6 protein-coding genes and 1 pseudogene are annotated in these 19,460 nt (G+C 76.5%); 1 reads left to right on the forward strand and 6 read right to left on the reverse strand.

What is annotated here, in order from left to right; genetic code table 11:
- The 6 genes and pseudogenes from ACFY15_RS27910 to ACFY15_RS27935 all read right to left on the reverse strand — a co-directional run bounded on the left by ACFY15_RS27910 (position 1) and on the right by ACFY15_RS27935 (position 17,511).
- Positions 1-6,492, reverse strand: a complete 6,492-nt coding sequence (locus tag ACFY15_RS27910) for a type I polyketide synthase (protein ID WP_390826297.1) — start codon at positions 6,490-6,492, stop codon at positions 1-3.
- A 96-nt stretch (positions 6,493-6,588) separates the two neighbouring features.
- Positions 6,589-12,087: pseudogene (locus ACFY15_RS27915) on the reverse strand (SDR family NAD(P)-dependent oxidoreductase); the annotation flags it as partial.
- Positions 12,088-12,149: 62 nt separating this feature from the next.
- Positions 12,150-15,239, reverse strand: a complete 3,090-nt coding sequence (locus ACFY15_RS27920; protein ID WP_390826280.1) for a type I polyketide synthase — start codon at positions 15,237-15,239, stop codon at positions 12,150-12,152.
- A gap of 57 nt (positions 15,240-15,296) precedes the next feature.
- Entirely contained in the window at positions 15,297-16,034 is a 738-nt protein-coding gene (locus ACFY15_RS27925; protein ID WP_390690364.1) for a thioesterase II family protein, read from the reverse strand.
- On the reverse strand, positions 16,031-17,281 hold the full coding sequence (locus ACFY15_RS27930; protein ID WP_390826281.1) for a cytochrome P450: 1,251 nt from the start codon (positions 17,279-17,281) through the stop codon (positions 16,031-16,033). Before ACFY15_RS27930 ends, ACFY15_RS27925 begins: the two co-directional genes overlap by 4 nt.
- Positions 17,278-17,511 (reverse strand): phosphopantetheine-binding protein, encoded by a 234-nt coding sequence (locus ACFY15_RS27935; RefSeq protein WP_390690366.1) that lies wholly within the window; start codon positions 17,509-17,511, stop codon positions 17,278-17,280. Before ACFY15_RS27935 ends, ACFY15_RS27930 begins: the two co-directional genes overlap by 4 nt.
- A 327-nt stretch (positions 17,512-17,838) precedes the next feature.
- On the opposite strand from ACFY15_RS27935, the gene ACFY15_RS27940 reads away from it, so the two are divergent.
- Positions 17,839-19,356 (forward strand): FAD-dependent monooxygenase, encoded by a 1,518-nt coding sequence (locus tag ACFY15_RS27940; RefSeq protein ID WP_390690367.1) that lies wholly within the window; start codon positions 17,839-17,841, stop codon positions 19,354-19,356.
- Positions 19,357-19,460 lie beyond the last annotated feature (104 nt).

Here is a 19,460-nt window from a genome sequence, read left to right on the forward strand (position 1 = left end):
CTACCTCTTCTCATCCAGGGCCAGGTCGAGCAGCGCGTCCAGGTCCATACCCGCCAGTCCGTCCGCGTCGGCGGCCCCGTCCGCCGGCTCCGCGGAGCCGCCCGCCGCGTCCGGGGCGGCGCAGGCCAGGACGGCTTCCAGGAGGCCGGCCCGGCGCAGGGCGTCGACGGGGACGTTCCGCAGCGCTTCGCGGATCTCCGCGTCCCGCGCCTCCTCCGGGTCCGCCGCGGGGCGCAGCAGGCCGAGGAGGTGCGGGCCCAGCTCGCGCGGGGTCGGGTAGCTGAAGACGAGCGTGGACGGCAGGCGCAGTCCGGTCGCGGCGGCGAGACGGTTGCACAGTTCGACGGCGGTCAGCGAGTCGAATCCGAGCTGGGTGAAGGGCTGGTCGGCATCGACGGCCGTCCCGGCCGGGTGGCCGAGCACGACGGCTGCCTGGTCGCGGACCCAGTCCAGGACGGCCTCCTGCGCCTCCGGGGCCGGCAGGGACGCCAGCCCGGCGGGCAGCCCGGCGCGGCCCCCGTCCGGGGCCGTGCCCGTCCTGCCGCGGCGCGGACGGCCGCCGCCGGCGAGGCCGCGCAGGAGCGGCGGCAGCCCGCCGGCCCCGCCCCGCAGGCCGGCGAGGTCGACGCGGGCCGGGACGAGGACCGGGCGGTCGCCCGCGCACGCCGCGTCGAACAGGGCCAGTGCCTCGGGGGTCGGCATGGGGGCGATGCCCATTCGCCGGAGCCGGGACAGGTCGGCCCTGCCCAGGTCGCCGGTCATTCCGCTGCTCTGCTCCCACCAGCCCCAGCACAGCGAGGTGCCGGGCAGGCCGGAGGCCCTGCGCTGCGCCGCCAGGCCGTCCAGGAAGCCGTTGGCCGCGGCGTAGTTGGCCTGTCCGGCGGTGCCGATCGTGCCGGCGAGGGCGGAGAACGGGAGGAACGCGGTCAGGGGGCGCTCCCGGGTCAGCTCGTGCAGGTGGACCGCGCCGGCGACCTTGGCGCGCAGCACGCGGTGGAGGCTCTCGGCGGTCAGCGACTCGACGGTGCCGTCGGCCAGGATGCCCGCCGCGTGGACGACGGCGGTCAGCGGGTGGCGGGGGGGCATGTCCGCGAGCAGGCCGGCGACGGCGGCCCGGTCGGCGATGTCGCAGGCCGCGACGCGGACGGCGGCGCCGGCCGCCTCCAGCTCCGCGACCAGCGCGGGCACGCCGTCGGCCGCCGGTCCCCGGCGGCTCGCCAGCACCAGGCTGCGCACGCCGTGCTCGGCGACCAGGTGCCGGGCCACGAGCGAGCCCACGCCGCCGGTCCCGCCGGTGATCAGGACGGTGCCGCCGCCGAAGCCGCCGCCCACGTCGAGGACCAGCTTGCCGGTGTGGCGGCCCTGGCTCATCTCGCGGAACGCCGCGCGCGCGTCGCGGACGTCGCGGACGGAGACCGGGCCCAGCCGTACGGCGCCCACCGCGAACAGCTCCATGACCTCGCGGAACATGGCCCGGAGGGCGTCCGGGCCGGCCGAGCCGTAGAGGTCGAAGGCCTGGTAGTCGACCCCGGGGTGGTCGGCGGCCACCTGCCGGGGGTCGCGGATGTCCGTCTTGCCCATCTCGATGAAGTGCCCGCCGTGCGGCAGGAGGTCCAGCGAGGCGTCGACGAAGGCGTGCGCGAGGGAGTTCAGGACCACGTCCACGCCGCGGCCGCCCGTGGAGTCGAGGAACTTCTGCACGAAGTGGAGGTCGCGCGAGGAGGCCAGGTGGGCGTCGTCCAGGCCCTGGGCGCGCAGGGCGGGCCACTTGGCGGGACTGGAGGTCGCGTAGACCTCGGCGCCGACGTGCCGGGCGAGCTGAACGGCGGCCGTGCCGACGCCGCCCGCCGCGGAGTGGATGAGGATGCGCTGCCCCTTCCGCAGCCGCATCACGTGGAAGAGGGCGTAGTACGCGGTGAGGAAGGTGCTCGGTACGGACGCCGCCTCGGCGTGGCTCCACCCGTCGGGGACGGCGGCCAGCAGGCGGTGGTCCGCCACGGCCACCGGGCCGAAGGCGCCGGGGAAGATGCCGGTCACCCGGTCGCCCGGCCGGAAGGCGGTCACGTCGTCGGCCGTCTCCAGGACGGTGCCGGAACCCTCGCTGCCGAGCCCGGCGTCGAAGGCGGTCCGGTCGATCAGCCCGAGGGCGATCGTGACGTCGCGGAAGTTGAGGCCCGCGGCCTGGACGGCGATGCGGACCTGGCCGCTCTCCAGGGGCGCCTCCACCTCGGGGCAGGGGACCCAGGCGAGGTTCTCCAGGGTGCCCTTCCGGGGGATGCCCAGCCGGTGGGCGCCGTCCGAGGGCGGTTCGAGCCGCCCGTCGGCGGGCGCGACCGGGACCATGCGGGGGACGAGGAGGGCGCCGCCGCGCAGCGCCAGCTCGTCCTCGTCGAGCCGCAGGGCGTCCGGGAGGCCGGCCCGGGAGGCTTCCTCGTCGTCGATGTCGACGAGCCGGAACCTGCCGGGGTGCTCGGTCCGGGCGGAGCGGACCAGCCCCCACGCGGAGGCCCCGGGGAGGCTCTCGACGCCCTCCCCGGCGGCGGTGGCCTGGGCCAGGCGGGTGAGCACCACCAGCGTGGTGGCGGCGAGCCGTTCGTCGGCGAGGAACCGCTGCACCCGGTCCAGGAGGCGCTCGCCGGCGTCGCCGACGGCGGTGGCGGGGCCGGCCCCGGGGGTGACGAGGTCGTCCAGGCAGAGCACGAGGTGGCGGGGGGCTCCGTCGCCGCCGGGCACCTCGGCGAGGGAGGCGTGGAACGCGACGGCCGCGTCGTCCGCCGCGGCGAGCCGGGCGCCCGGGCCGTCCGCGGTGCCGAGCACCGCCCACGGCGCGGGGGCGGTGTCCGGCGCGTCCTGCCGGGCCGGGAGCCAGTCGAGTCCGTACAGCGGGCGTTCGCCCGCGCCGCGCGCCGCGCGCACCTGCTCGGCGACGGCGGGGCGGAAGGTCAGCGCGTCGACGCGGGCGCTCTCGCGGCCCCGCTCGTCGGCGAGGACCAGGGACACGACGCCTTCGCCGCGCGGGGTGAGGCGGACGCGGACGGTCGGGCCGCACTCCCCGGCGAGGGTCGCGCCGGACCAGGAGAAGGGCATCCAGCCCTGGTCGTCGGTGACGGTGATGACACCGCCGACGACCACCGCGTGGAGCACGGTGTCGGTGAGCGCCGGGTGGAGGGCGAAGCCGCCGCCCGCCGCCCCGGCGTCCTCGGGGAGGGTGGCGAGGGCGAAGAGGTCCTCGCCGCGGCGCCAGACCTCGCGCAGTCCGCGGAACGCCGGGCCGTAGTCGAAGCCGCGGTCGGCGAGGGAGTCGTAGAGGCCGTCGAAGGCGAGCCGTTCGGCGCCGGCCGGGGGCCAGGCGGACAGCGGCGAGCCGGCGTCGGCCGGCCCGGCCGCCGGCCCGGCCTCCGGTGCCAGGCCGCCCATGGCGTGGCGGGTCCAGCCGCCGGCGTCCGCGCCGTCCTCGGCGGGGCGGGCGTACACGTCCAGGGAGCGGCGTCCCGTGCCGTCCGGCGCGCCGACGACGACGCGCACCTGCACGCCGCCCTCGTCGGGCAGGACCAGGGGGACCTCCAGGGAGAGTTCCCCGACCGCCGGGCAGCCGACGCGCTCGCCCACCGACAGGGCCAGGTCCAGGTACGCGGTGGCGGGGACGACGACGGAGCCGAAGACGGCGTGGTCGGCGAGCCAGCCGTGGGTGCGCAGGGACCACAGGCCGGTGAAGACCGTCTCCCCGGTGCCGGGGTGGTCCACCGCGGCACCGAGCAGGGGGTGCCCGGGGGCCTCGAGGCCGGCGGACGCCACGTCCGCCGTGGCGGTCCCGGCCCGGAAGTCCAGCCAGTGGCGCTGGTGCTGGAACGCGTACGTGGGGAGGTCCACCGGCGGGTGCGTGCCCGTGAGGGCCGGCCAGTCCACGGCCGCGCCGCGGACGTGGAGTGCGGCCAGGGCGCCGGCCAGGCCCTCGGCCGCCCCGCGGCCGCGCCGCGAGGAGGCCACGACGAGCGCGTCGACGCCCTCGGCGGTGAAGGCGTCCTGGGTGAGGCCCGCCAGTGTGGAGCCGGGGCCGACCTCGACGAAGACCCGCGCCCCGGCCCCGCGGGCGCGTTCGACGGCGTCGTGGAAGCGCACGGGCGCGCGGACGTGCTCCACCCAGTGCGCGGCGGAGGTCAGTTCCGCGGCGGTGGCCTCACGGCCCAGGAGGGTGGAGACCACCGGGATCGCCGGTCCGTCGCCGGCGGGGAGGGCGGGGAGGACGGGCAGGGCCGCGGCGAACTCCTCGAGGACCGGATCCATGAGCGGGGAGTGGAAGGCGTGGTCGACCGGGAGGAGCTTGGCGGAGCGGCCGTCGGCGACGAGCCGGTCGCGCAGGGCGTGGACCTCCTCGCGCAGACCCGAGACCACCACGGACTCGGGGCCGTTGACGGCCGCGACGCCGACCCGGCCGTAGCCGCCGAGCAGTTCGCGGACCTCGGCCTCCGGGGCGCGGACGGCCAGCATGGCACCGCGCTCGGTGACGGCCTGCATGGTCCGGCCGCGGGCGGCCACGATCCGGGTCGCGGTGTCCAGGTCGAGCACCCCCGACACGTGGGCGGCGGCGATCTCGCCGACCGAGTGGCCGATCAGGCGGTCGGGCCGCGGGCCGTACCGGGTCAGGGTCCGGTACAGGGCGACCTGGAGGGCGAACAGCGCGGGCTGCATGACGTCCGTGCGGTCGGCGCCCTCGGGCTCGTCGGCGAGGAGGAGCGGCTTCAGGGCGAAGGGAAGGTGCGCGTCGAAGCGGGCGCAGACCTCGTCGAGGGTCTGCGCGAAGACGGGGTAGGCGGCGCAGAGCTCGCGGGCCGCGCCGGTCCACTTCGCCCCCTGGCCGGGGAACATGAAGACGGTGCCGCCCGTCTCCGCGGCGGCGCCGCGCACCACCGCGGGGGTCTCCGCGCCCTCGGCGAGCGAGGCGAGGGCGTCCAGCAGCCCCTCGCGGTCGCGGCCCAGGACGACGGCGCGGTGCTCGAACCGCGCCCGGTCCGACACCAGCGCGGAGGCGATGGCGGCGGGGTCCGCGCCGGGGTCGGCGGCGGCGAAGGCGCGCAGCCGCGCGGCCTGGGCCCGCAGGGCCTGTTCCGACCGGGCCGACAGCACCCACGGCAGCAGGCCGACGGCGCCGGGCGGCACCCGGTCGGCGGGCTCGGGGCCGGTCTCCTCCTCGGGGGCCTGTTCCAGGATCAGGTGCGCGTTGGTGCCGCTGGCGCCGAAGCTGGACACGCCGGCCCGCCGGGGGCGTCCGGGCGCGCCGTGCCACTCGCGGGCCTGCGTGAGCAGTTCGACCGCGCCGGCCGACCAGTCCACGTGGGTCGACGGCCGGTCCACGTGCAGGGTGCGGGGCAGTACCCCGTGCCGCATCGCCATGATCATCTTGATGATGCCGCCGACGCCCGCGGCGGCCTGGGTGTGGCCGATGTTCGACTTCAGCGAGCCCAGCCACAGGGGGCTGCCCGGCTCGCGGTCCTGACCGTAGGTGGCCAGCAGGGCCTGCGCCTCGATGGGGTCGCCGAGCGTGGTGCCCGTCCCGTGCGCCTCGACGACGTCGACGTCGCCCGTCTGGAGGCGCGCGTCGGCCAGGGCGGCCCGGATCACCCGCTGCTGGGCGGGACCGCTCGGGGCGGTCAGCCCGTTGGAGGCGCCGTCCTGGTTGACCGCGGAGCCGCGGATGACCGCCCAGATCCGGCGCCCGTTGCGCCGTGCGTCGGAGAGCCGTTCCAGGACCAGCATCCCGACGCCCTCGGAGAAGCCGGTGCCGTCCGCCGCGTCGGCGAACGCCTTGCACCGGCCGTCGGCCGACAGGCCCCGCTGCCGCGCGAACTCGCGGAACACCTGGGGCGTCGCCATGACGGTGACCCCGCCGGCGAGGGCGAGTCCGCACTCGCGCCGGCGCAGCGACTGCACGGCCTGGTGCACGGTCACCAGCGAGGAGGAGCAGGCGGTGTCGGTGGAGACGGCCGGCCCCTCCAGGCCGAGCGCGTACGACACCCGGCCGGAGGCCACGCTCAGCAGGGAGCCGGTCTGCGCGTAGCCCGAGATGACCTCGGGGGTGACGTGGTGGTTGCCGTAGCCGAAGTACGCGATGCCGGCGAAGACGCCGGTGTCGCTGCCGCGCAGGGTGTGCGGGTCGATGCCGGCCCGCTCCAGGGACTCCCAGGAGGTCTCCAGGAGCAGCCGCTGCTGCGGGTCGGCGGCCAGCGCCTCGCGCGGGTTGATCTCGAAGAACTCGGCGTCGAAGTCGCCGGCGCCGTCCAGGAACCCGCCCGAGCGGGTGTAGCAGGTGCCCGGGCGGTCCGGGTCCGGGTCGTAGAGGCCCTCCAGGTCCCAGTGGCGGTCCTGCGGGAAGTCCGAGACGGCGTCCGTGCCCGTCCGCACCAGCTCCCACAGCTCCTCCGGGGAGTGCGCGCCGCCCGGGAAGCGGCAGGCGACGCCCACCACCGCGACGGGCTCGGCGGCGGCGTCCGTCAGCTCCTGGAGGCGTCCCCGCGTCTCGATCAGCTCGATCGACGTCCGCCTGAGGTATTCGAGGACATCGGCGCTGTTGTCGTTCGTCATCGCTCTCCCCTAGCCGAGCTCTTTGTCCAGCAGCGCGAGGAGCTCTCCCGCTGAGGCCGAAGTGATCTGGTCGACGATGGCGACCGGTGCTCCGGTGCCCGCCATCGAGCGGACTCGGCCCTGCAGCTCGCCGAGCAGAGTGGAAAGGGCGGTCCTGTCCTCCGCCTCCAGCCGGAGGAAGGCCTCCTCCAGCCGGGAGCCCAGCTGTTCGATCTCCTGGGCCAGGGCGTCGGCCGGGGACTGCGGGGGCGCGGAGTCGAAGGCGACGGCCGCGAGCAGGAACCGGGCGAGGGCGGCCGGGTTGGGGTGGTCGAAGACCAGGGTGGCGGGCAGCTTCAGCCCCGTCACCGCCGACAGCCTGTTGCGCAGCTCCAGCGCGGTGAGCGAGTCGAGCCCCAGCTGCCTGAACGCCGCGTTCGCACCGATCCGGGAGGTGTCGCGGTGGCCGAGGACCAGTGCGGTCTGCGTCCGGACCGCGTCGAGCAGCGCCGCCTCCGCCTCGTCCGGCGGCAGCGCGCCGAGCCGCTGCGCCATACCGGGGTCGGCGGGCCCGCGGCCGGCCGGCCCGCCGGGTCCGCCGGGCGCCCCGGTCAGGCCGGACAGGAGCGGCGAGGCGGCGCCGGGGGCGGCGGGGTCCAGCCGGGCAGGGACCAGGACCGGCTCGTCCAGGGAGAGGGCGAGGTCGAAGAGGGCGAGCCCCTCCCGCGTGGCCAGCGGCAGCACGCCCTGGCGGCGCAGGCGTTCGACGTCGGCGTCCACGAGGCCGGCGACCATCTCGCTGCGTTCGGCCCAGAAGCCCCAGCACAGCGAGGTGGCCGGCAGCCCCTGGGCCCGGCGGGCCTGCGCGAGGCCGTCGAGGAACCCGTTGGCCGCCGCGTAGTTGGCCTGCCCGGCCGTCCCGAGCACGCTCGCGACCGAGGAGAAGAGCACGAACGCGGACAGGTCCAGGTGCCGGGTCAGCTCGTGCAGGTGCCAGGCGCCGCGGACCTTGGGCGCGAGGACGGTGTCCAGGCGGTCCTCGGTCAGCGCCTCGACGACGCCGTCGGCCAGGACGCCCGCGCAGTGGACGACCGCGGTCAGCGGGTGCCCGGCGGGCACGGCGGCGAGGAGCGCGGCGACGGAGTCGCGGTCCGCGACGTCGCAGGCCACGACGTCGACATGGGCTCCCGCCCCGGTCAGCTCCTCGCACAGCGCGGCCGCCGACGGGGCCTCGGGGCCGCGCCGGCCGGCCAGCAGCAGCCGGCGCACGCCGTGCCGCGCCACGAGGTGGCGGGCCAGCAGGGCGCCCAGGCCGCCGGTGCCGCCGGTGATCAGCACGGTGCCGGAGCCGAGCGGCGGTACGCCGTCCGCTCCCGCGGCGCCGTGGGCGCGGGCCAGGGCCGGGGCGGCGGCCACGCCGGCCCGGAGCCTGATCTGGGGCGCGTCGGCGGCGGCCGCCGCGGGGACGGCGGCGAGGGAGGCGGGCGTGCCGTCGGTGTCCACGAGGATGAAGCGGCCCGGGTTCTCGGTCTGCGCGCTGCGGACGAATCCCCAGACGGCGGCCGCCGCGGGGTCGGTGCCGGACGTCCGCTCGTCGCGGACCGCGTCCTGCGTCACGAGGGCCAGGCGGGAGCCGGCGAACCGGTCGTCGGCGAGCCAGTCGCGCGTCCAGCGCAGCACGCGGTGCAGGGCCTCCTCGACGCGGGCGGGCGCGTCGGCGCCGGCCGCGTCCGGGAGGCCGAGCCCGGCGATGACGACGGGGGGTGTCGCGGCGCCCGGGACGGCGGGTTCTCCCAGGCCGGCGAAGGCCCCGTCGGGAGCGCCGGGAGCGCCGGGAGCGCCGGGAGCGCCGAGTACGGCGTAGCGGTCGGGGGCGGGGGCGTCGGGCAGCGCGAGGGGGGTCCAGTCCACCCGGAAGAGGGAGTCCCGGTGGTCGAAGCCCAGCGCGGTCAGCTCCTCGGCGTCCGCGGGCCGCAGGCCGAGCGCCTCGATGCCGCCGACGGGGGCTCCGTCGGCGTCGGCGAGGGCCAGGGACAGCGTGTTCTCCCCGGCGGGCGCCAGGCGGACGCGCAGCACGCCGGGCGCGGCCCGGTCCGCGCGCAGGCCGGTGCAGCGGAACGGCAGCCAGCCCTCGGGCCGGGAGCCGTCGACGATCCCGCCGAGGCCGGCCGGGAGCAGCGCGGCGTGCAGCAGCGCCGGGTGGACCCGGTAGCGGCCGGCCGCGCCGTCGGCGGCGGGCAGCTCCACCTCGGCGAGGAGGGCGTCGCCGTCGCGCCACACCGCGCGCAGGCCGCGGAAGAGCGGGCCGTGGGAGAAGCCGAGGGCGGACAGGCGGGCGTACTCGTCCTCGAAGGGGACGGCGGTCGCGCCCGCGGGGGGCCAGGCCCCGGTGTCCCGGGCCGGGCGGGGGCCGGGGTAGGGGTCGGCGTCGGGAGGGGAGCCGAGTGCGCCGGCGGCGTTGCGCGTCCACTGCGTCTCGTCCCCGCCCCGGGAGTGCACGGTGATCGCGCCCTCGGCGTCGACGACCACGCGGATCTCGCGCTCGCCGGTACGCGGCAGCACCAGCGGTGCCTCCAGGGTGAGTTCGCGGACGCGGTCGCCGCCCGTCCGGTGCGCCGCCCACAGGGCCAGCTCCAGCAGGACGGCGGCGGGCACCAGGACGGCGCCGTGGACGACGTGCCCGGCGAGCCACGGGTGGCGTTCGAGGGAGAGGCGCCCGCTGCCTGCCAGGCCGCCGGTGCCCGCGTCGGCGGGCAGGTCGACGACGGCGTCGAGCAGGGGGTGGTCGGAGGTGCTCGCGGCGCCGGTCTCGGCGGGGGTGTCCAGCCAGTAGCGCTGCCGCTGGAAGGCGTAGGTGGGCAGCTCGGTGAACGGGCCGTCCGGGTCCGGGAAGGCGGTCCGCCAGGTCACGTCGGCGCCGGCCACGAAGGCCTCGGCCGCCGAGCGGTGGAAGCGGGCGAGGCCGCCCTCGCCGCGGCGCAGGGTGCCCACGGCGACGGCGTCGGCGCCCGCGTCGTCGAGGGTGTGTTCCACGCCGACCGCCAGGACCGGGTGGGCGGACGCCTCGACGAAGAACCGGAAGCCCTCCGCGGCCAGGGCCCGGGTCGCCTCCTCGAAGCGGACCGTCCGGCGCAGGTTGGTGTACCAGTACTCGGCGTCCAGCCCCGTCGTGTCCAGCCATCCGGCGGTCACCGTCGAGAAGAACGGCACCTGCGCCGGGCGCGGCCGCAGGCCTGCCAGCAGCCGCCCGAGCTCCTCCCGGATCGCCTCCACGTGCGCCGAGTGGGAGGCGTAGTCCACCGGGACGCGGCGGGCCCGGACCCCGTCCGCCTCGCAGCCGGCGAGCAGCGCCTCCAGTGCCGCCACGTCGCCCGAGACCACCGCGGACGAGGGCCCGTTGACCGCGGCGACCGACAGCCCGTCCGTCAGCCGGGCGCGCACGTCCTCCACCGGGAGCTCGACCGAGACCATCCCGCCGAGCCCGGACAGCGCCAGGATCGCCTTCGAGCGGAGCGCCACCACCTTCGCGGCGTCCTCGACGGTGAGGGCGCCCGCGACGCACGCGGCGGCGATCTCCCCCTGGGAGTGGCCCACCACGGCCTCGGGCAGTACCCCGTACGAGCGCCACAGCTCGGCGAGCGAGACCATCACGGCCCACAGCGCGGGCTGCACGACGTCCACCCGCTCCAGCGCGTCGGCGTCGCCGAGCACCTCGTCCAGGGACCAGTCGACGTACGGTGCCAGCGCGTCGGCGCACTCGCGCATCCGGCGCGCGAACACCGGGGAGGACTCCCAGAGTTCCCGGCCCATCCCGGCCCACTGCGACCCCTGCCCGGGGAAGACGAACACCGTCCTGCCGCCCGGACCGGCGACGCCGGACACCACGCCGGCGCCGCCGCTGCCGTCGGCGGCGGCCGTGAGGGCGGCGAGCAGTGCCTCGCGGTCGGCGCCGAGGACCACCTGGCGGTGGTCGAACAGCGCGCGTGTGGACACCAGCGCGTGGCCCACGCCGGCGAGCGGCAGGTCCGGGGCGGCGGCCAGGTGGTCCCGCAGCCTCCGCGCCTGGTCCCGCAGGGCGTCCGCCGAGCGCGCCGACAGCACCCACGGCAGCGAGGCGGGGAGTTCGGCGGGCGCCCGTCCGGAGGTCTCGGGCGCGGTCTCCTCCTCGGGGGCCTGTTCGAGGATCAGGTGGGCGTTGGTGCCGCTGATCCCGAAGGCGGACACGCCGGCTCGCCGGGGGCGCCCGGGCGTCCACGCGCGGGCCTCGGTCAGCAGCTCCACCCCGCCGGCCGACCAGTCCACGTGCCGCGAGGGACGGTCCACGTGCAGGGTGCGGGGCAGTACCCCGTGCCGCATCGCCATGACCATCTTGATGATGCCGCCGACGCCCGCGGCGGCCTGGGTGTGGCCGATGTTCGACTTCAGCGAGCCCAGCCACAGGGGGCTGCCCGGCTCGCGGTCCTGACCGTAGGCGGCGAGCAGCGCCTCCGCCTCCAGGGGGTCGCCCAGGGTCGTGCCGGTGCCGTGCGCCTCCACGGCGTCCACGTCGCCGGCCGCGAGTCCGGCGTCGGCCAGGGCCGCCCGGATGACCTTCTCCTGCGCCAGCGCGCTCGGCGCGGTCAGCCCGTTGGAGGCTCCGTCCTGGTTGACCGCCGAGCCGCGGATCACCGCCAGGACGCGGCGGCCGTGGCGCCGCGCGTCCGAGAGCCGTTCGAGGACGAGCACGCCCGCGCCCTCGGAGAAGCCGGTGCCGTCGGCGGCGTCGGCGAACGCCTTGCACCGCCCGTCGGCCGACAGGCCCCGCTGCCGCCCGAGTTCCACGAGCACGCCGGGGGTGGGCATCGTCGACACCCCGCCGGCCAGCGCCAGCGTGCACTCCCCCGAGCGCAGGGACCGCACGGCCTGGTGGACGGCGACGAGCGAGGACGAGCAGGCGGTGTCGGTGGACACCGCCGGGCCCTCCAGGCCCAGGACGTACGCCACGCGCCCGGAGGCCACGCTGGTGTACGTCCCGGCGAGCACGTGGCCCTCCACCTCGCCGGCCGCCGCGCCGCCCATCCGCGGGCCGTAGTCGACGGCGTAGATGCCGGTGAACACCCCGGTCGCCGAGCCGCGCAGCCCGGCCGGGTCGATGCCGGCGCGCTCCAGCGCCTCCCAGGAGGTCTCCAGCATCAGCCGCTGCTGCGGGTCCATGGCGAGGGCCTCGCGCGGGCTGATGCCGAAGAACGGCGCGTCGAACTCGGCGAGGCCGGACAGGAAGCCGCCCGCGCGGGCGTACGTCGCCCCCGGAGCCTCGGGGTCCCCGGCGTGGAGCGCCTCCAGGTCCCAGCCGCGGTCGGCCGGGAACCCGCCCATCGCGTCCACGCCCCCGGACACGACGTCCCACAGTCCTTCGGGGGAGGCCACCCCGCCCGGGAAGCGGCATCCCACTCCCACGACCGCGACGGGCTCGCGCGCGGACTCCTCCAGCTCGCGCACCCGTTCACGCAGCTCCTGCGCGTCGCCGACGGCGCGTCGCAAGTAGGACCGGAGCTTGTCGACATCCTCCACCAGGGCCTCCCCCAAACCGTTGCTCAGCAGTACAGGTGCGGCTACACGTATCCGCGGTCGATCAGCTCGTACAGGTCGTCGTCGCTGTGGCGTTCCGGTCCGGTGTCCTCCTGCGGCTCCGGTGCCTGCGGGACCTCCTGGAGCTGTGGTGCGAGGAGGTCGAAGAGGTGCCGGGCGAGCCGCTGCGGAGTGGGGTGGATGAAGGCGACGGTGGCCGGGAGCCGTACTCCGGCGGCGGCCGCGAGGCGGTTGCGCAGCCCCACCGCCAGTGCGGAGTCGAAGCCCAGGGCCTTGAAGGTCTCGCCCGCCCTCGCCGCGAGCCCGGCGGCCGTCACGTCCGGGTCGGCGGCGCTCAGCAGCGCCGCCGTCTCGGCGCACACGAGGGCGAGGACGGCCGCCTCCGAGCCCAGGTCCGCCGCGTTCCCGGTGCCCGCGTCCGGTCCGCTCGCCCTCGCGGGGGGCGCGGCGTCGTCCGCGGGCGCGGTCAGCCAGTACGGGCGGCGCCGGAAGGGGTAGGTCGGCAGGGCGACCCGGCGCGGCCGCCCGGCGGCGAACACCGCCTCCCAGTCCGCGGGCACGCCGCGCACGTGCAGTTCGGCCAGCGAGGCCAGGACCTTGCCCGTGCTCCCGTCGTGCTTGCTGAGCGTGCCCACCACCGCCGGCGAGACCCCGAGCGCGTCGGCCGTCTCCTCCACCGCGACCTGGAGCACCGGATGGGGGCTGACCTCGACGAAGGTGGTGTGTCCCTGTTCGACGAGGTGCCGGGTGGCGGCCTCGAAGCGGACCGTCTGCCGCAGGTTGCGGAACCAGTAGGCGGTGTCCAGCTCCGCCGGGTCGACCGGGCCGCCGGTCACGGTCGAGTGGATCGCCGCGGTCGCGGGCAGGGGGGTGATCCGGCCCAGTCCGTCCGTCAGCCGTTCCTCCAGCCGGTCCAGCAGCGGCGAGTGGCCGGGAACGGTGGACCTGATCAGGCGGGCGCGGGCGCCCGCGGCCTCGCAGGCGGCGACCAGTTCCCGGACCGCCCCGGTCTCGCCCGAGACGGTGGTGGAGTTGGGGCCGTTGACGGCGGCGATCCCGATGCGGTCGCCCCACCGCCCCAGCAGCTCCCGCACCCGGCGTTCGGGCAGCAGGACGCCGGCCATGGCGCCCTGACCGGCGACCGTGGCGAGCAGCCGGGAGCGCAGGGCCACGATCCTGGCCGCGTCCTCCAGCGTCAGGGCGCCCGCGACGTGGGCCGCGGCGATCTCGCCCTGGGAGTGGCCGATGACCGCGTCCGGGGTCACGCCCAGCGAACCCCACACCCGCGCCAGGGACACCAGCATCGCGAACAGCGCCGGCTGGACGACCTCGACGCGGTCCAGCGACGCGGCCGGCTCGGCACCGGTCAGCACGTCCACCAGCGACCAGTCCACGTGCGGCGCGAGCGCCCGTGCGCACGCGTCGACCGAGCGGGCGAAGACCTCCGACTCCTCGTACAGCCGCTTTCCCATGGCCGGCCACTGCGACCCCTGGCCGGGGAAGACGAAGACGACCGGGCCCGCCGGGACCGTGGCCGCCCCGCGGACCACCCGCGCCGGGTCGCCGCCCGCCGCGAACAGGCCGAGGTCGGCCAGGGCCTGCTCACGGCCGCCGCCCAGCAGGACGGCCCGGTGCGCGAAGCGCGAGCGCGTCGTGGCCAGGGAGTGGCCGACGTCGGCCGCCGACAGCGAGGCGTCCGCGGCCACCAGGTCCCGCAGCCGCGCCGCCTGCTCGCGCAGGGCCGGCTCCGAGCGCGCGGAGAGCACCCACGGCAGCACGGCGGGCGCCGGGTCCGCGGCGGCGGACGGCCGGGGGTGCGCCGGCGCCCCGGGGGCCTCCTCCAGGATCACGTGCGCGTTGGTGCCGCCCATGCCGAACGCCGACACGCCCGCCCGGCGCGGACGGCCGGGCCGCCGCGGCCAGGGGCGCGGGTCCCGCAGGACCTCGAAGTGCTCGTGGAAGCCGGCGATGGCGGGGTTCGGGGAGCGGAAGTTCAGGCTCGGGAGCAGCCGGGCACGGTCCAGGCAGAGCGCCGCCTTGACGAAGCCGACGATCCCGGCGGCCGGCTCCAGGTGCCCGACGTTCGTCTTCACCGAGCCGATCACCAGGGGGCGTTCGCGGCCGGTCCGCCGGAACACCTCGCGCAGTCCGGCCGCCTCGGCCGGGTCCCCCATGCGGGTGCCGGTGCCGTGGGCCTCGACGTAGTCGACGCTGTCGAAGGGGACGTCCGCGCGGGCGAGGGCGGCCAGGACGGCTGCCGCCTGCCCGCTCGGGCTGGGGTCGGGCATCCGGGTGGACGCCCCGCCGCTGCCGACGCCCCAGCCGCGCACCACCGCGTAGACGTGGTCGCCGTCGGCGAGGGCGAGGTCGAGCCGCTTCAGCAGGACGAACGCCCCGCCCTCCCCCCGGGCGAAGCCGTTGGCCCGCTCGTCGAAGGTGAAGCACCGGCCGTCGGGCGAGAGGGCGCCCAGGTTGGCGAGGCCCGCTCCCGCCTCCGGGTCGGCGATCAGGTGGACGCCGCCCGCGAGCGCCGTGTCGACCGCGCCGGCGCGGATCCGCTCGCAGGCCAGCGCCAGGGCCACCAGCGAGGAGGACTGGCCGGAGTCGGCGCAGAAGCTCATGCCGCGGACGTCGAAGAGGGCGGAGATCCGGTTCGCGATCATCGCCCCGTTGGAGCCGAGCGCGGCGTAGTGGTCGTCCCGGTCGGTTCCCGACAGCCTGCGCAGCAGGTCGTAGCCGGAGGGGGCGGTGCCGACCACGACGTCGACCTCGCGGCCGGCGAGCGCGTCCGCCGGGACGCCCGCGTCCTCGACGGCCTCCCAGGCGAGCTCCAGGCCCAGCCGCTGGACGGGGTCCATGGCGGCGGCCTCCGCCGCTCCCGTGCCGAAGAACTCCGCGTCGAACCCGTCGATGGCGTCGAGGAAGGAGCCCTGCTCCAGGGTGGCCGCGTCCGGATGGGACGCACGGTCCCGGCCGGCCGCCCGGGAGGCGGGGAAGGTCCCGACGGTCGACTCCCCGTCGAGCAGGAGGCGCCAGAACGCGCGCGGGTCGTCCACACCGGGGAACCGGCACGCCATCCCGATGACGGCGATGTCGGCGGCGGCGCCGTTCATACGCGTTCCCTTCCGGTTCTCTCGGCTTCTCGTTGGGGGGGGCCGGACGCGGCGGTCTCACCGCCAGGAGGACAGCGGCCCCAGCAGCCCGTCGGGCGCGTCCATGAAGTCGTAGTGGCCGCCCTCGACCACCCGGAACTCGACCGGGTCCGCGTAGCGGCTCCAGCCTTCGAGGTCCTCGGGGCTCACGTCGGCGTCGTCGCTCCAGTGCAGGACGACGACGGGACAGTCCACGCGGGCCGGCTCGGTCCGGCGGTACGCGCCCGCGGCGGCGTGGTCGCGCAGCAGGACGAACATGCCCAGGTCGATCATGTCCGGCCGGGGCTCGATGCCGCGGCCTCGGACGAACGACTCCAGTTCGGCGCGCAGTTCCGGTTCGGTCAGGGTGAGCATCCGGTCGCGCGCGGCGTCGTGCGGGGCCGGCTGGCCCGACACGAAGAAGCGTTCCGGCGCGGGCAGGCCGCGCTCGGCGATCCGCAGCACCGTCTCGTACGCGGGCATCGCACCGGCACAGTGCGCGAAGATCGCGTACGGCCGGTCGAGCAGCGGCGCCAGCTGTTCGACGAGGCTGTCGGCCAGGTCCTCGTAGGTGCCGTAGTGCGGGTGCGCCAGCCGGTTCTCGCGGCCGGGGAACTGCACGGGGCAGACCTCGGCGCCGCCGATCGCGGCCGGCCAGGCGCTGAAGGCCGAGGCCCCGGACCCGGAGAAGGGGAAGCAGAAGAGCCGGGCGGGGGCGTCCCCGGACGGCGGGCGGACGAACCACGGCGAGGGCGCGGTGGGGGTGCCGGTGGTCATGGGGTCCGCCGTTTCTCGCCGACGAGGGGCAGGTGGGTCATGCCGGCGATGAAGTACGACCGCAGGTGCTGCGGTTCGCCGGCGAGTTCGAGCGACCCGAAGCGCGCGAGCAGTTCCTCGAAGAAGACGCGCAGCGTCATCCGGGCCAGCGGGGCGCCGATGCAGAAGTGCGGGCCGAACCCGAACGCGCCGTGGCGCTTCGCGCCGGCCCGGGTGATGTCGAAGGCGTGCGGGTCGGGGAAGACGGACGCGTCCCGGTTGCCCGAGCCGATCCACGCCACGACCGCGCCGCCGGCCGGAACGGTGCCCCCGGCGATCTCGACGTCGTCCACCGCGTACCGCATGAAGTTGCAGGCGGCGGAGGTCCAGCGCAGGCCCTCCTCGACGAGGTTGGGCACCAGTGCGGGGTCGGCCGCAGCCTTCCGGTACTGCTCGGGGCGTTCGATGAGCGCCTCGACCGTTCCGGAGACGGTGTGCGGGGTCGTCACGTTGGCGCCCAGCAGGATGCTGTAGCCGTCGAGGGCGATCTCCTCGTCGGACAGGGGCTCGCCCCCTGGACGGACGCTCGTGAGGTGGTGGAGCAGGCTCTCGTCCTCCACGCCGGCGGCCCGGTGGGTCCTGGCCCAGTCGCGGACGTAGGTGAGGAGCTCGTGGTGGGAGATGGCCAGGGTCGCGGCCTCGCTGCCCAGGCGGAAGTGCGGGTCCGAGGGGGCCGTCACCATGGCGGTCAGCCGGACGAGCTCCTCCCAGTCCTTCTCCGGGATGCCGAGCAGCGGTCCGGTGACCAGCGCGGGCAGCAGCAGCGCCTGTTCGGCCAGGTCGAAGACGCCACCGTCCAGGGCGGGTTCGAGGAAGCGCACGACCGTGGCGCGGATCCGCTCCTCCCAGACCTGCACCGCGCGGGCCGTGAGCCTGGAGCCGAGCGGCCGGCGGACCTCGGTGTGCCGCGGCGGGTCGGTGGAGGTCATCAGCACGCCGGCGGCGGGGTCGTCCGTGCCGAGGTGGGTGGGGACCGTGCCCCGCTCGGAGGTGAAAGCGCGGTGGTCGCCGAGGACGCGGCGGACGTCCTCGTAGCGGGTGACCGACCAGAACGCGCGGCCGTCCGGCAGGACCTGGTGGTGCAGGGGCGCCCGCTCCCGCATCACGTCCCAGATCGGGTGCGGGTCGCCGGAGGCGTAGAGGTCCAGGTCGAACAGGTCGACGCCGGAGAGGTCGACCTCGCGCGCGGGGCCTGGCGTCAGCCTCACGCCCCGGTCCTCGCCCGCTCGATCAGCTCGGCGACCCGGGCCGGGGTCTGCGCCAGGTAGAAGTCGCGCACGGACAGCTGGACGCCGTACGCCTCGGACACCTGCTCGATGATCTTGATACCGCTCAGCGAGTTGCCGCCGATCGCGAAGAAGTCGTCCTCCACCCCCACCTCGCGGCCGCCCAGGTGTTCTCCCCAGAGCTCGGCGATTTCCTGCCCCAACGATCCCATTGCCCGTCCGTCCTTCCTCCGCCGGCCGGGAGTCCCCGGCCGCGCCGTCCCGCCGGCGGGACACATTCCCCGAATGGCCGGATCGAGTGTCGCGTGGATGCGCGTCCGCTCACACCGCTTCGGCGGTGCTGCGGTGTCCGCCGGCCGGTGGGGTTGAGAGTGCGCGCGGGCCTGCTCCCCAGGACCGTCCCGCCGGCGGGACAGGGGAAGTCCGCGCGCGGCCCGCCCCGCCCCGGCCCTGGCGTTCCTTGACCGGCCGATTCGCGTTCAGTGAACGTGAAGGGGACTCAACGACGTTAGAGGCGCGGTCGAACGAGGGGGAACGACGTGGGGCATACGGGTACGGACGCGGACGTGGTCGTCGCGGGCGCCGGGCCGACGGGCCTGATGCTCGCCTGCGAGCTGCGGCTGGCCGGCGCCGACGTGGTGGTGGTCGAGCGGCTCGCAAAGCGGACGGGCGAGTCCCGGGCCGGCGGGATCCACTCGCGCACCCTGGAGGTGCTGGACCAGCGCGGGGTGCTCGACCGCTTCCTGGCCGAGGGCGAGCCACAGCCGGTGGGCCATTTCTCGGGCCTCTACCTGGACTTCGACGAGTCCGAGTCCAGGCACCCCTATCCGCTGATGATCCTGCAGTCCGCCGTCGAGCGGCTCCTGGAGGAGTGGGCCCTGGAACTCGGCGTGCGCGTGCGCCGGTCGGCGGGGGTGAGCGGGATCCGCCAGGACGAGGACGGGGTGACCGTCGAGCTGGACACTGGGGACGCGGCGCCCGCCGAGCTGCGCGCCCGGTACCTCGTGGGCTGCGACGGCGGGCGCAGCACGGTGCGCAGGCTGGCGGGCATCGACTTCCCCGGCACCGCGGCGACGATGACCGCGCTGATCGGGGACGTGGAACTCCCCGGCCTGCCCGAGGACTACGTCTGGGTGCGGCGCACCCCGGGCGGCGACTACTCGGCGATCGCCTTCGAGCCCGGCTGGTACCGGGTGATCACCTCCGAGTACGACCGGGTCGCGGACCGCGACGAGCCGGCGACGTTCGAGCAGCTCCGGGCGTCCCTGGTCAGGGTCGCCGGCACCGATTTCGGCATGCACTCCCCCCGGTGGGTCTCCCGGTTCAACGACGCGGCCCGGCAGGCGGCGCAGTACCGCAGGGGCCGGGTGCTGCTCGCGGGCGACGCGGCGCACATCCATTTCCCGGCCGGCGGGCAGGGGCTGAACATGGGCGTGCAGGACGCGGTCAACCTGGGCTGGAAGCTCGCCTCGGTGGTACGGGGCCGGGCTCCGGAGAGCCTGCTGGACAGCTACCACGACGAGCGCCACCCCGTCGGGGAACGCGTGCTGCACAACACCCGGGCGCAGGCGGCGCTGGCCCGCCCCGGCGCGGCGACGGACGCGCTGCGCGAGGTGTTCGGCTCGCTCATGGTCTTCGACGACGTCAACCGGGTCCTGCGGCACATGCTGACCGCGCTGGACGTCCGCTACCCGGTCGGCGGGGACCACCCGATGGAGGGCCGCCGGGTCTTCGACGCCGACCTCAGGACGGACGGGGGCGTCATCGGCGTCTACGGGCTGCTGCACGCCGCCCGTCCCGTCCTGCTGGACCTGGGCGGGAGCGCCTCGGTGGCCTCGGCCGCGGAGGGCTGGGCCGATCGTGTCGACCTCGTCGTGGCGCGCGCCGAGGACGCCCTGTGGCCCGTCCCGCCCGTCGGCGAGGTGCCCGCGCCGGCGGCCCTGCTGATCCGGCCCGACGGCCATGTGGCCTGGGCGGCGGACGCCGTCGACGCGGCCGGGGCCGCCGCGCTGCGCACGGCCCTCACCACCTGGTTCGGCCCGGCCCTGCGGGGGTGAGGGCCGCGCCCGCCGGTGCGGTGGCACACGGAGGACGGCGGCCGCTCTCAGGCCCAGGTCACGCCCCCGTCTTGGACGTGGAGACCGCCCACCCGTAGCCGAGG

This window comes from Streptomyces sp. NPDC001373 (genome assembly GCF_042895815.1).
GTDB lineage: Bacteria > Actinomycetota > Actinomycetes > Streptomycetales > Streptomycetaceae > Streptomyces.

What these genes read in the sequence shown, in the direction of transcription:
- ACFY15_RS27935 (WP_390690366.1), bottom strand. Translation starts at nt 17,511, where the DNA reads ATGGGATCGTTGGGGCAGGAAATCGCCGAGCTCTGGGGAGAACACCTG.
- ACFY15_RS27925 (WP_390690364.1), bottom strand. Translation starts at nt 16,034, where the DNA reads ATGACCACCGGCACCCCCACCGCGCCCTCGCCGTGGTTCGTCCGCCCG.
- ACFY15_RS27920 (WP_390826280.1), bottom strand. Translation starts at nt 15,239, where the DNA reads ATGAACGGCGCCGCCGCCGACATCGCCGTCATCGGGATGGCGTGCCGG.